Genomic DNA, 12,567 nt, shown 5'->3' with positions numbered 1-12,567 from the left:
GCGGGGGCGGGTGCCGATCCGCACCGGGCGCGGGTACCGCGTGCGACGCGCGCCCGTGAGCAACCGCCCGACAGGAGAACCCGGCACCGATGAGACCGAACAGACCGTCCCGCGTCGACGGACCGCGGGAACGCCTGGGCAGCGGGCTCTCCGCCCGGGTGGCAGGACCGGAGGGCCCCCGCAACCGCGCCCGCATCCACCACACGCCGGGCCCGCACCGGATCGGGCCGGAGCGCCGGGTGCACGGGGACGCGTCGACGTTCATCGGTGGTCTCTCGGCTCTGCTGCGTACCGCACACACCACATGCACCGCACATGCACCGCACACACCACCTTCGCCCACCGCTACGGCCACTGCCCGAGCGACGCACACGAAAGACGGTCACCGTGCTGAGGAACCTGCCTGAGCCCCCTGACGAACTCGTCGGACGACGCCGGGAGCTGGCGCACGTCGCCGACGCGCTGGACCGGCACCGCCTGGTCGTGCTGACCGGCGTGGGCGGCGTGGGCAAGAGCCGGCTCGCGCTGCACGCGGCGGAACAGGTGATGCGTACCGGAACCCGAGGCGTCGCCTGGGCCGACCTGTGGCCGCTGACGAGCGCCCGCCTCCTGCTCGCCACGGTCGCCGACGCCCTCGACTTCGCCGACCACGCGACGGCCGAGCCCTTGGACGTGCTGTGCGCATGGCTGGCGGGCAAGGACGTCCTGCTGGTGCTGGACTCGTGCGAGCACCTTTCGGCGGCCTGCCGCGACCTGCTCGCCCGTCTCCTCGACGACTGCCCGGGACTGACGGTGCTGGCGACCAGCCGGGAGCCGCTGGGCATGGACGGCGAGCACCGCCTCGTCGTGGAGCCGCTGCCACCGGCCTGTGACGCCGTGGAACTCTTCTGCCGTCGTGCTGCCGCGACGGGAACCGGCCCGATGGGCCCGGATGACGTCCTGATCGCCGCCCGGCTGTGCCGAAGGCTGGAAGGGATCCCGCTCGCGCTGGAGCTGGCGGCCGGCCAACTGGCGCATCACACGCTCGAAGAGGTCGAGGAACTGCTGCGTTCACGCCTGGACCTCGCCACACCGAAGTCGAATCTCGCGGCTCGCGTCCACTTCCGGCAGCGGACGCTGCGCACCGCGATCGGCTGGAGCCACGAGCTGTGCGAGCCCGCGGAGCGTCTGCTGTGGGCCCGGTTCTCGGTGTTCCGGGACGCCGTGGACGCCGACGCGGTGCGCGCGGTGTGCGCCGACGAAGCACTGCGCGCCTCGGACGTGGAACGGGCGCTCGCCGGCCTGGAGCGCAAGTCCGTGGTGGCCCGCGTGGACGGCCGCTTCCGGATGCTCGACACCGTGCGTGAGTACGGCCGTATGTGGCTCGGAGAACTGGACGAGACCGAAGTGGTGTCTGGGCGCCACGCCGCGTACTTCCTGCGCCGCGCCCGGCGGGCCCACGCCGACTGGCTGGGCCCGACACAGCTCGACGCGTACCGCTGGATCTCCGCGGCCCACTCCGACCTGTGCGCCGCGCTCGACCGCTTCCTCACCACCCGGCCGCAGCAGGCGCTCGAACTGGCCGGACTGCTGGGCTTCTTCTGGAGCTGCTGCGGTCACCTGCGGGAAGCCACGGGCTATCTGGAGGAGGCCCTGGCACTGACGGCAGAGCCGGGAGCGGTGCGCACCCGGGCCCTGTGGTCCCTGGGCGTCGCCCGGGTGCTCAGCGGTGAGCACGACGCGGCGCAGCGGCTCGCCCTGGCCTGCCAGCGACAGGCCGCGGCCCAGGAGGAGACCGAGGGCGCGCTGCACGCCGCCTATCTGCAGGGGTTGGTCCATCTGCTGCGGGGCCGGCCGATGGCCGCGCGGTTCGTCGTCGACAGGGTCCTGGGCAGCGTGGACGGAGGGCCCTTCGCCTCCGTGGGCCGCGTGCTGTGCCGTCTGGTCCGCGTCTTCGCCATGACGGCCGAGGGACTGCGTGAGGAGGCCCGCCGCGAGGCCGGTGAGCTGCGTCGGGACTGTGTCGTGCGCGGCGAGTGGTGGACCCGGTCGTACGCGGAGTACCAGTTGGCGCTGCTCGCGCTGTTCGAGGACCGTGCCGAGGACGCCGCCGGACACGCGGCGGCCATGCTCGACGGCAAGCGCCGCATCGGTGACAGCTTCGGCATCGCCCTCGGCCTCGACCTGCTCGCCTCGGCGCTCGCCGCGCAGGGCGCCGGCGGACCCGCGGTCGCCGCGTACGGGGCCGGCGAGAACTACTGGGCCGCCGTCGGCCATCCGCAGCGGGGCACTCCGGAACTCGGACCGGTACGGGACCGGTACGAGTCGACGGCCCGCTCCCTGCTGGGCGACTCCGCGTACGACAAGGCCCTGCTCGTCTCGGTGCTCCGCGACCCCGAGTCGGTGCTCCAGGAACTCCTGGACAGAACCGGCTGAGGAACGAAGGCGACGGCGAGGGGCGCCCGCGCAGCGGCTACCGACCGAGGTCCCGGGCCACCTCACGGGCAGCCCGGGCGCCCGATGCCAGCGCCCCCTGTACCGATCCGGTGGCCCGGTGGTCTCCGCACACGTACCGGCCGGGTGCGACCCGGGCGGTCCGGCTGAGGGGCTGCGGAGGCGCCATGACGGGCAGCGCGTCGGGCACGGTACGCACGGTCAGCAGATCCCAGTCACCGGTGTCGGCGCCGTACGCGTCGGCCAGTGCCGTCCGGACCTCACGCTCACGGCCCCGCGTGTCCTCGCCGAGCACCGAGGTCGCGATCAGGGACATGTCGGCGGGCGCGTAGGAGGGGACGACCTCGCTGAGGACACAGGAGTTCAGGAAACGTCTGCGGGTGTCGGTGACAAGGGTGGGCTCGGGGAGCGGGGAACGTGTCGCGGCGTGGTAATACGTCGTCACCACGCGGTACGCGGGCACGTCAAGGCCCGGCAGCAGGCGGGCGGCCGGGCCGGGACCTGTGGCCACCACCACGGCGCGGGCCCGGAGTTCGGTGCCCGTGGCCAGTTCGACTCCGTCGTCCGTGAGTCGGGCGACCGGGGTGCCGAGACGTACGGTCGCCCGGGGGAGCGCGGCGGAAAGCGCGCGCGGGACCGCTCCGATGCCCTCGCCAGGCAGACACAGCGTGCCGCGCAGCATGCTGCGCCAGACGAGGTGGAAGACGCGCTCCGAGGTCTCCAGTTCGTCCTCCAGGAAGACGCCGGAGAGGAAGGGCCGGAAGAAGCGCTCGACGAACTCCTCGGAGAACCCCGCCGCCGCGAGCGCGGTCCGGGTGGTGCGGTCCTCGCCGCGCTCACGTTTCAGCAGCCGTGCGGGCGCGAGCATGTCCCGGGCCGACAGGGCGCCCAGCGCGACGAGATCGCGGGCGCCTGCCGGACGACCGGGTCGCAGGTCGCGGAGACCGCGTGTCAGGTGGGGCGTGCGCGGCCTGCGCGTCGGGTCGCTGAAACGCAGCGGCCCGTCCTCGGTGTGCACGAGGAAGCCGGGGGTGAAGGGCCGCAGCCGTAGTTCGCGCGGCGGCAGCCGTCGGCGGACCTGCGGGTAGGCGGTGTTGAAGACCTGGAAGCCGCGATCGACGACGAAGCCTTCGTGACGGTCCGAGCGCATGCGCCCGCCCACCTCGTCGGACGCCTCCAGGACCTTGACGTCGAGCCCGACATCCACCAGGTCGCGGGCGCAGGCCAGACCGGCGAGACCTCCGCCGACCACCAGGACATCCGGTTCTCCGCGGGTAACGGCCATGAGCACTCTCCTTGTTCGGCATGCGGCGTCCGACCGGCGGCGTGCGACGTCCGGCGTGCGATGTCCGGCGTGTCGCGTGGAATCCGCCGACGTGGCCGTCGTCGGCACCCCGACTCCGCGTACCCGCGTACGCACGTTCCACGACCGATCTTCCGGCCGCGGCGCGCGGACGGACGCGGGACGCGCTGACATGCGTGTCCACCCGCGGGTCGGGCGCGCACTCGGGTGACTCCACCGCGGCGAGGCCGAAGCGGCACCGGCGGCGTGGGCGCGGACGCGTTCGCCTGGAGCATCGTGAGCGGCCGCACCCGATCGTCCGTACGGGGCCAGTATGGGTACGGGGCCAGTTGGGAACGGGTCCGCCGCGGTAGGCATGCTGCGTGCAGACCTTTCTTCCGTACCCCGACTTCACGCAGTCCGCCGCGGTCCTGGACCAGGCGCGCCTGGGCAAGCAGCGGGTCGAGGCCCTTCAGGTGCTGCGCGGCCTGACCGTGCCCGGCTACGGATGGCGGCACCATCCCGCGGTGCGTATGTGGATCGGTTACGAGGAGGCCCTGGTCCGCTACGGCCTGGACGTGTGTGCCATGTGGGTGGCCCAGGGGCGTGCCGACACCTGTGCCACCACGCTCGTCACCGACTTCGGCCTGGCCCGCCCAGGGGCCGCCGTCCGTGTCCAGGAGGAACTCGCCGACGCCGGGGAGCTGCCACCCTGGCTGGGGGACCCCGACTTCCACCGCAGCCACCAGTCGGCCCTGGTGCGCAAGGCGCCCGAGGTCTACACGCCGTTCTTCCCGGACGTTCCCGACGACCTGCCCTACCTCTGGCCCGCCTCCGACCGCGTCACTTCGTAGAGCGAGGCGCGCACATCATCGCCGTGCGTCGGTGCGCAGACCGTCGATGATGACGGTGAGCATTCGCCGACTGCGTTCCGGGCACGGGGACGCGCCCTCCGTCCTCCAGAGGGAGGACCCCAGCAGCAGGATCTCCTCCGTCTCGGCGTCCGGCCGTACCTGCCCCGCCTCCTTGCCCGCACGGAGCAGCAGGTCCAGGGCGGCGGCGATCGGTGGGTGGTGCCGGCCGGCCCGGGTGGCGGCCCGCACGGCCAGAGACGCCCCGCCGGTGACGCGACCGTCGGCGGCGAGGCGCTCGAACCAGCGGCGCAGGGCTTCCAGCGGTCCGTACTCGTGCAGCAGGAGCGGGGCGGCGGCGATGAGCGCGTCGAGTTCCTCGCGGTAGACGGCCAGCAGCAGGGCCTCGCGGTCGGGGAAGTGGCGGTACATCGTTCCCTGGCCGACACCGGCCGCCCTCGCGATCGCCTGAAGGCTCGCAGTGGGGTCGCCGGTGAAGGCGGCGTGTGCGGTCTCGATGATGCGGGCGCGATTCTCCAGGGCGTCGGATCGCGGCGCACGACGAGGGGTTCGCATCATTCGATGCCTCCCGTTTCCGGTCTACTGCATGCCTTCGGGGGCATGCGCCGCCGACAGCGCATTCTTATGTACTTGTTGGTCGTCTGACAAGTTTCTTGTAGAGTCCGTCTCATGACCACCGCCCGCCGCACTCAGAAGCAGCGCCGTGAAGAGGCCGAAACCGCACTCCTCACGGCTGCCGCCGAGTTGGTCGACGCACAGGGCGTACGCGCGCTGACGCTGGCGGGCGTGGGGGAGCGCGCCGGTTACAGCCGCGGACTCGTGACCCACCACTTCGGATCCAAGCAGGCGCTCGTCGAACGCCTGGCACGCTCGGCCCAGGCCGGATTCGTGCCAGGGCTGGAGGGCCTGCCACCCGGACCGGACCGTCTTCTGCGACTGATCGACGGATACATCGGCGGACTCGGCCGCATGGGTGTGCTGAACAGGGTCTTTCTCAAACTCTGGACCGAGGCCGCGACGACAGCGGAACTGACTCCGCTCTTCCGCGAACGGAACGAGGCGTTCCATGCGGACCTGTACGAGGACCTCGCCGCCGGGATCGCCGACGGCACGATCCACCCCGACGTGGCACCCGACGAGACCGCGGTCGCCATCGTCGCGCAGCTCCGGGGGATCGGTATGCAACGGCTGGTCGATCCCGGACGCGTCGACACGGAACGGCTGAGGACCCACGTCACCGGGCTCTGGCGCCGGGCGCTGGAAAAGGTGTGAACGGGAACAGGCCCGACCGGGAACCGGTGGCTCGTGACGTGTCACCCGTCCTCGTCGCCGAACGCCGCGGCGGCGTTCAGCGAACTGCCCGAGCACCGGGCGCGCGCCGAACGGCAACGCGAGGCCATGGTCGGCGACATCGCCCACGGGCTGCGCGCAGGAACAGCTGAGCACGTGTCGTTCCACGAGCGCGAGAGGACTTTCACGCGCGCGACAGGACGCAGAATTCATGGCCCTCCGGGTCGGTCAGGCACGTCCACGGGACGTTCCCCTGACCGACGTCGAGGTCGGTGGCGCCGAGGGCCCGCAGCCGGGCCACCTCCGCCTCCTTGTCGTCACCGGGGCCCGGCACCAGGTCGAGATGGACGCGGTCCGGCACTGTCTTCACGTCGGGCGAGCGGAGGAACTCAAGATACGGACCGACACCTTCGGCGGAGCGCCACACCGCCTGGTCGTCGGTCACCTTGTGCAGGGTCCAGTCCATCGCGGCGTCCCAGAACTCGGCCATGGCCCGCGGATCCGCGCAGTCGACCACCACCGCGGCGACCGGCCCGGTGTCCCGGTAGATCTCCCGGGGTTCCAGCACACAGAACTCGTTGCCCTCCGGGTCGGCGAGGACCGTCCACGGCACATCGCCCTGGCCCACGTCGGCGGGCGTCGCACCGAGAGCCCTGAGGCGTGCGACCAACTCCGCCTGATGGGCCTCGGAGGTGGTGGCGAGATCGAGATGCACACGGTTCTTCGTCGTGGTCCCGGGTTCCGGGACGGCGATGACGTCGACGCAGACGGTGCTCGGGTCCAGCCGGTTGAAGCCGGCGGGTTGAGCGGCGGTCGCGCCGGATCCCCCGCCGGTGACACACCAGCCGAGCGCCTCGGCCCAGAACCGGCCGACCGCCGAGTCGTCAACGGCCTTCATGTTCACCAGAACAGGTCGCAGGGTCATGCGGGCGATCCTATGCACCCGCCTTGCGACGACACGCCTCCGGTGGGGTCGAGTCGAACACGTGGCCAGGTGGTCAAACAGCTATCCTGCGACGGGAGTTGCGGACGACAACGGCGAGCGGACGCAGTCCGGGCCGGAGGCATCGTGATGTGCGCACGCAGGGCAGCGGTCCCGGTCCTCGTCCTGTTGGCAATATTGGCAATGTCGGCGATGTCGACGGGATGTTCCTCGTCCGACGGCAAGGACGAAGAGCGGCTGACCGCGCAGCGGGAGAACTACTGCGCGCAGTTGGGGGCGTGGCAGACGGCGCGGAACGCCGCGCGCACCGACCCATCGGACCCATCGGACCCATCGGACTCGGCAGGGGACGATGAGGCCGGGACTGTCGCTCGGGACACCTTCCTCGCGATGCGACCGCTCCGGGACGAGACCGTCGGCCAGGGCCGCACCTTGGCGGAGGCCACCGTGGCAGCGGTGAGCAACAGTGACTCCGAGGCGGAGCAGCGCATCGTCGAGTACTGCGGAGATATGGGCTTCGAGACGCTCACCCGGTAGTGACGGTCGATGGGCGACTGGGGCGCCGTGACGAGGACGTGCCGTTCCGGGTGCCCGCGACCCAGGCTGGGTTCCCGGGTGGGGCGCACCCAGGATGAGCGCGGCCTGGTTGACGTGGGCGAGGCGCGGCACCTTGGGGATGCGGGGCGGCCAACCCGTTCCGCGGTGACGGACATGCCTGTTTTCGAAACGAGGACCTTTCATGCGCTACACACTTCTGGGCCGTTCCGGCATCCGCGTCTCCGAGTTCGCGCTCGGCACCATGACCTTCGGCGAGGACTGGGGCTGGGGCGCGGCGCCGGAGACCAGTGCGAAACTGCTGGACATCTACGCGGACGCGGGCGGGAACTTCATCGACACCGCGAACGTGTACACGGGGGGATCCTCCGAGTCGATCGTCGGCCGTGCGCTGCGGGGGCGACGCGACCGGTTCGTGCTGAGCACCAAGTACACGGCACAGACCACCCCCGGCGATCTGAACACGGCAGGCAACCACCGCAAGAACCTGGTCACCTCTCTTGAGGCGAGCCTGCGGCGTCTGAACACCGACCATGTCGACGTGCTCTGGGTGCACGCCCGCGACACCCTCACTCCGCTGCCCGAGCTGATGCGCGCGCTGGACGACCAGGTGCGCGCCGGCAAGGTCCTGCACGTCGGCGTCTCGGACTGGTCGGCGTGGGAGATCGCCCAGGCGAACACCCTCGCCGAGCTGCGTGGCTGGTCGCCGTTCGTCGGCGTGCAGTTGCGCTACAACCTGCTGGCCCGTTCGGTCGAGTCCGAGCTGACGCCGATGGCCCAGGCGCACGACCTTGCCGTGTTGGCCTGGGGCCCGCTCGCCGAGGGGCGCCTGACCGGCAAGTACCTGGGCGGCTCCGAAGGCCGGCTCACCCGCGGGGGATGGGACTTCAGCGGCGAGCGGAGCGACCACATCGTCCGCGAGGTCGTCGCCATCGCCGACGCCGGCGGCTGGACCCCCGCGCAGGTCGCCTTCGCATGGCTCCGCTCGCGGTCCGGCACCGTCATCCCGCTGCTCGGGGCGACCGGCGAAGAGCAGTTGACGACCAACCTCGCCACCGTCGACGTCGTCCTCGACGACGACGCGCTGAGCCGGCTCGACGAGATCAGTCGTCCGGAACTGGGCTTCCCCCACGACGTGATGGCGGGCGAGGACATGATCGGCCTCGTCTACGGAGACCAGTGGCGGCAGGTCGTCGACCGCCGCCGCGCCTCGCGCCGCCCCGTCAACGACAACGAACGGCTTGTGTGAGGGGTGACCCCCTCGTATCCCACGCCCCCTCGCCCATGGCGAGGGGGCGATCGGCGTCGGTACGCGAAGGCGGCCGGCGTAGTGGACGGTGTGTCCTGGCGCGGGTGTGCGCGGGTGTGCGCGGTTCTGGCCGGGAAGCGCGGGGCCGCCGTACTGCCCTGAAGCGGAGCGGGTCTGCCGCCGCCCGCCGTTCCGCGACGCCCGTGGCCGCTGTCCTGCAGCCGCTGTCCTGACAGGGACCTCAGAGCGCGAGTCCGCGTACGCGCCAGGGGAGTGCGCCCCCGCGCGCTCCGGGCGGGATTCGGCCGAAGTCGGTGCCGGACCGGCCGGGTGACCGACCGAGCGGGGAGTTCGGTCATCCGGCACGACACCGGACGTCACAGGGTGCGGGCAGTCTTCGAATGAAATGTTCCGCTTTTTTATGTCCATGTCGGCGACGCTGCCGCGGGCAATCTCTGTGCAGGTGAGGGGAGTTGTGGCCGGTGGGTCCTCAAGAGGAGTTCCAGATTCTACGCAATCGGCTGTTTAGCCAACTGCTTCCGGGGCACGCGTCGGGGGCGGTGGAGCAGGCCAGGACCATCGCCGATGTGTTTGGTTCGGGCTGCTCGCACACAATGCGCAATGGCTTGCCGATATACCCTCCACCCGACTTCGGGGGGTTGCCCTTGCTTGACCCACCATGAAGACTGTCGCCGGGTTCGACGGGGTCGAGGGTATTCGCCCCGGTTATGTCCGCTCCGCCCGGCGGCTATGCACAGCCTCGCGTGTGTCGGCAGTACGTCCGGCCCCACCCAAAGGCCCGGCATACGCGAGGTAAAGGCAAGGGGAAGTCGCCGCGCGAACGCTGCGCGGTACGTTCACTCACTGGAGATGTGTGATGTCAGCTACTCGCGCACGACGAGTGCCACCGGTTGTTCAGCGGTGGGCGTGGAGCCGATACGGACCGCGCCGCAGATGTTGACGCGTACGGCCGCAGCCGATGATGCGAGGCACGCGGCTGTACGGGCCGGCATGAGCGACGCCGGTGACCGGTTGCGGTGGTCGGGAACTTCGACCGAGCTGCTCAGCCAACCGCTCAGGGCCGTCGTCGGTCGGGATCACCCCAGGTCGCGACCGGGATCCGCCTCCGAGCCCAGGCTCGACGTCAACCATCCCGCTTGTGGTTTCGCTGTCCCCGCGTACCGCACGAAGGAGAACAGGTGACCGGCAACGCATCGCAACAGGAGCACTTACCCTTCGACGCGCTGAGTGATCGATGGCAGGCCTTACGCGCACTGAGACCGGTGCATTACGACGAACAGCAGAGTGCCTGGCAGGTGGTGGACCACGAGTCGGTGGCCGCGGTTCTGGCGGACCCGGCGACGTTTTCCTCCGACTTCTCGTCCATCGCGCCCACGCAGGAGGACTTCGAGGTCTTCCGGCAAGGCAATTTCGTCGGTATGGATCCGCCGGAGCACCGAAAACTACGAACTCTCGTGAGCCAGGCATTCACCCCCCGCGTGGTGAGCGGATTGCAACCACGCATCGAGAATGTATGCGTCCGCTTGCTGGACGATGTGGCCGACCGTGACCGGTTCGATCTGGTCGACATGCTCGCCTACCCGCTGCCCATCATCGTCATCGCCGAACTGCTCGGCATACCGGCGGCCGACCACAGGCTTTTCCAGGAATGGGCGGCCACCCTCTTCGGTGGCGACGAACTCGGCGAAGCGCCCAACATGGACGACCTGGCCCGCGCTCTCAAAGCCATCGCCCCGACCGTCCGGGAGATGAACGGCTACGTCCTGGACCATATCCGGCGCTGCCGGGCGAATCCGGGGAACGATCTCACCAGCAAACTGCTGGCCGCCGAGGTGGACGGGGTCCGGCTGGAGGACCAGGAGATCGTCGGGTTCGTCGCCCTGCTGCTCGTCGCCGGGCACGTCACCACCACGGCGCTGCTGGGCAACGCGGTCGTCACGTTCGACCGGCACTCCGGCACCTTCCCGTCGCTGCGTGCCGACCCCGGCCGACTGCCGGACGCCATCGAGGAGGTACTGCGCTGGCTGCCTCCGTTCGCCGAACTCGGCCGACGCGCCACACGGCCCGTGGTGATCGGCGAGCAGGACATTCCCGCGGGCGCGATGGTGGTGGCCCATCTGGGCGCCGCCAACCGCGATCCCTCCCGCTTCGAGGCACCGGACGTCTTCGATCCGGCCCGCAGCCCCAATCCCCATCTGACCTTCGGTCACGGCATCCACTTCTGTTTCGGCGCGCCGCTGGCCCGGCTGGAGGCGCGTATCGCGCTCCGGCTGCTGCTTGAACGTTTCTCCGATCTGCGTGTCCCCGACTACGAACAAGTCACCTTCCAGAACCCGGGCGTCATCGTCGGCGTACGTCATCTGCCGGTCGAGGTCGCGAGAAGTTAGCAGGCAAGAACGCATCACCCGCACCGACGCGGGGGCCGTTCCGCTCATCCCCATCGGCCCCTGACGTCACGTTCACACCAAGCATCACTGGGAGTTCCCTACACATGCCTTACCCCACCACCGCTCAAGTGGCCCCCCAACCGTCCCCCTTCGCCCCTCGATCGTCCGCCTTGCGCCGGACACTGCAGGACCGTCTCGACAGCCTCGCGCGGACCCACCGTGTGCCCGGCGCACATCTGGCCGTGGACACCGGGAGGGAGATCGTCAGTGTGCACACCGGCACGGCCGACGCCGTCCGGGGCACCGCGTTCACAGCCGACACAGCCGTGCCGCTGGGCAGCGTCACCAAGTCCTACACGGCCGCCACCGTCATGCTCCTGATCGACGACGAGGATCTCGATCTGGACGAGTCCGTCGCCGATGTCCTGCCGGAGTTCCAGGACTTACCCAAGGTGACCGTGCGTCACCTGCTCTCCCACACGGCCGGTCTGCCCACCGGCCTCGACTCGGACACCGCGGCAGGCATGACGGCCTCCCGCTACCTCTCGGCGGTCTGCGCCGCCGAGGACGCGCTGTTCGCCCCCGGGACGGACTTCTCCTACTCCAACGCCGGTTACGTGGCGGCAGGGCGGCTGATCGAAGCCGTGACGGGCATGACCTGGCACGAAGCCGTACGCGTGCTGTTGCTGGAGCCGCTGGACATCACGCCCGCCTTCCTCGGCGACACCACCCCCGGCCGACCCACCGCTGGCGGACACGCCCTGAACACGGCGACGGGAGCCGTACGGCCGGCCCGGCAGAGCCTGGCCCCCGTCGAGGCCCCGGCCGGCGCCCTGCTGGCGAGCGCCCCCGATCTGCTGGCCCTGGGCAGGACCCTGATCGGCCGGTCCGCTGTCCTCCCGTCCGCCACCGCCGCGCTGATGCGGCGCCCCGAGGAGGGAACCGAAGCCGGCCCCCTGGCGGACGCCTGGGGACTGGGCGCGGCCCTCTACCAGCAGGACGACCGCTGGTGGTGCGGTCACGACGGCAATGCCCAGGGCACCTCCTGCCATCTGCGCGCGGAGCCACGCAGCGGCGTCGTGGTCGCCTTCACCGGCAACGCCGGCGGCGCCACCGCCCTGTGGCGGGATCTGGCCGACCAGCTCACCCGGCTCACCGGCCTGCGGGTGCCGACCACTCCCGCGTGCCCTGACCGGGGCGGACCCATCGCCTTCCCCCAGTGCGCGGGGACCTATCGCAACGGGACGAGCGAGTACCGGATCAGCCTCGGCGCCGACGGCGTGCCCGCGCTGTCCATCGACGGTGACCTGTCGCTGCCCCTGATCTGTTACCCGGATCTGAGCTGCGATCTGGTCGACCCGGCCACCGGCCTGCGGGAACCCGGCGGACGCTTCCACCGGGATCCCGTCGACGGAAGCGTCGACCGCGTACAGATCTCCGGTCGTACGGCCCGCCGCGTCGGCACCGCCTGACGCCGAGTCGTCCCGCCGTACCCCTCCCCGCGCCGAGGAGCCGCCCCCGGGCGGCCCGGCGCG

General features: G+C 70.9%; 10 protein-coding genes and 1 pseudogene. 8 read left to right on the top strand and 3 right to left on the bottom strand.

Annotation, left to right across the window (positions count from 1 at the left end; all coding sequences use genetic code 11):
- Positions 1-89: 89 nt before the first annotated feature.
- Positions 90-287 (top strand): annotated as a pseudogene (locus tag ACIOKD_RS12395) (DUF2236 domain-containing protein); the annotation flags it as partial.
- A 100-nt stretch (positions 288-387) separates the two neighbouring features.
- Positions 388-2,415 carry an ATP-binding protein gene (locus ACIOKD_RS12390; RefSeq protein WP_402081909.1) on the top strand — a complete coding sequence of 676 codons (2,028 nt, stop codon included), beginning with the start codon at positions 388-390 and terminating at the stop codon, positions 2,413-2,415.
- Between the two features lie 37 nt (positions 2,416-2,452).
- Here ACIOKD_RS12390 and ACIOKD_RS12385 read toward each other — a convergent pair whose 3' ends face one another.
- The gene (locus ACIOKD_RS12385; RefSeq protein WP_402081906.1) at positions 2,453-3,718 is read right to left on the bottom strand and encodes an NAD(P)/FAD-dependent oxidoreductase; all 1,266 of its coding nucleotides are present in this window, start codon (positions 3,716-3,718) and stop codon (positions 2,453-2,455) included.
- A 380-nt stretch (positions 3,719-4,098) separates the two neighbouring features.
- On the opposite strand from ACIOKD_RS12385, the gene ACIOKD_RS12380 reads away from it, so the two are divergent.
- Positions 4,099-4,569: an MSMEG_6728 family protein gene (locus ACIOKD_RS12380; protein WP_402081904.1), complete on the top strand. Its 471-nt coding sequence runs from the start codon at positions 4,099-4,101 to the stop codon at positions 4,567-4,569.
- A gap of 15 nt (positions 4,570-4,584) precedes the next feature.
- On the opposite strand, the gene ACIOKD_RS12375 is transcribed toward ACIOKD_RS12380, so the two are convergent.
- Complete coding sequence (locus ACIOKD_RS12375) at positions 4,585-5,145, bottom strand: TetR/AcrR family transcriptional regulator (protein WP_402081902.1); 561 nt, start codon at positions 5,143-5,145, stop codon at positions 4,585-4,587.
- Positions 5,146-5,256: 111 nt separating this feature from the next.
- On the opposite strand from ACIOKD_RS12375, the gene ACIOKD_RS12370 reads away from it, so the two are divergent.
- Positions 5,257-5,859 carry a TetR/AcrR family transcriptional regulator gene (locus ACIOKD_RS12370; RefSeq protein ID WP_402081899.1) on the top strand — a complete coding sequence of 201 codons (603 nt, stop codon included), beginning with the start codon at positions 5,257-5,259 and terminating at the stop codon, positions 5,857-5,859.
- Between the two features lie 202 nt (positions 5,860-6,061).
- Here ACIOKD_RS12370 and ACIOKD_RS12365 read toward each other — a convergent pair whose 3' ends face one another.
- The gene (locus ACIOKD_RS12365; protein ID WP_402081897.1) at positions 6,062-6,802 is read right to left on the bottom strand and encodes a VOC family protein; all 741 of its coding nucleotides are present in this window, start codon (positions 6,800-6,802) and stop codon (positions 6,062-6,064) included.
- Between the two features lie 201 nt (positions 6,803-7,003).
- Between ACIOKD_RS12365 and ACIOKD_RS12360 the strand changes: the two genes are divergently transcribed.
- The 4 genes from ACIOKD_RS12360 (at position 7,004) to ACIOKD_RS12345 (ending at position 12,504) form a co-directional block, all read left to right on the top strand.
- Positions 7,004-7,357, top strand: coding sequence for a hypothetical protein (locus tag ACIOKD_RS12360; RefSeq protein ID WP_402081894.1), 354 nt, complete (start codon positions 7,004-7,006; stop codon positions 7,355-7,357).
- 202 nt (positions 7,358-7,559) lie between these two features.
- Positions 7,560-8,624, top strand: coding sequence for an aldo/keto reductase (locus ACIOKD_RS12355; protein ID WP_402081891.1), 1,065 nt, complete (start codon positions 7,560-7,562; stop codon positions 8,622-8,624).
- Between the two features lie 1,283 nt (positions 8,625-9,907).
- Positions 9,908-11,032: a cytochrome P450 gene (locus ACIOKD_RS12350; RefSeq protein WP_402081888.1), complete on the top strand. Its 1,125-nt coding sequence runs from the start codon at positions 9,908-9,910 to the stop codon at positions 11,030-11,032.
- 170 nt (positions 11,033-11,202) lie between these two features.
- Positions 11,203-12,504 (top strand): serine hydrolase domain-containing protein, encoded by a 1,302-nt coding sequence (locus ACIOKD_RS12345; RefSeq protein WP_402081885.1) that lies wholly within the window; start codon positions 11,203-11,205, stop codon positions 12,502-12,504.
- The last annotated feature ends 63 nt before the right edge of the window (positions 12,505-12,567 follow it).

It is taken from the genome of Streptomyces sp. NPDC087844 (assembly GCF_044742785.1).
Classification (GTDB): Bacteria; Actinomycetota; Actinomycetes; order Streptomycetales; family Streptomycetaceae; genus Streptomyces.
Note: the sequence above shows the minus strand (reverse complement) of the source record. Positions and strands in the feature narration are given on the sequence as shown.

Coding starts and splice junctions, on each gene's coding strand:
- ACIOKD_RS12360 (WP_402081894.1), top strand. CDS start 7,004: ATGTCGGCGATGTCGACGGGATGTTCCTCGTCCGACGGCAAGGACGAA.
- ACIOKD_RS12375 (WP_402081902.1), bottom strand. CDS start 5,145: ATGATGCGAACCCCTCGTCGTGCGCCGCGATCCGACGCCCTGGAGAAT.
- ACIOKD_RS12365 (WP_402081897.1), bottom strand. CDS start 6,802: ATGACCCTGCGACCTGTTCTGGTGAACATGAAGGCCGTTGACGACTCG.
- ACIOKD_RS12385 (WP_402081906.1), bottom strand. CDS start 3,718: ATGGCCGTTACCCGCGGAGAACCGGATGTCCTGGTGGTCGGCGGAGGT.
- ACIOKD_RS12355 (WP_402081891.1), top strand. CDS start 7,560: ATGCGCTACACACTTCTGGGCCGTTCCGGCATCCGCGTCTCCGAGTTC.
- ACIOKD_RS12370 (WP_402081899.1), top strand. CDS start 5,257: ATGACCACCGCCCGCCGCACTCAGAAGCAGCGCCGTGAAGAGGCCGAA.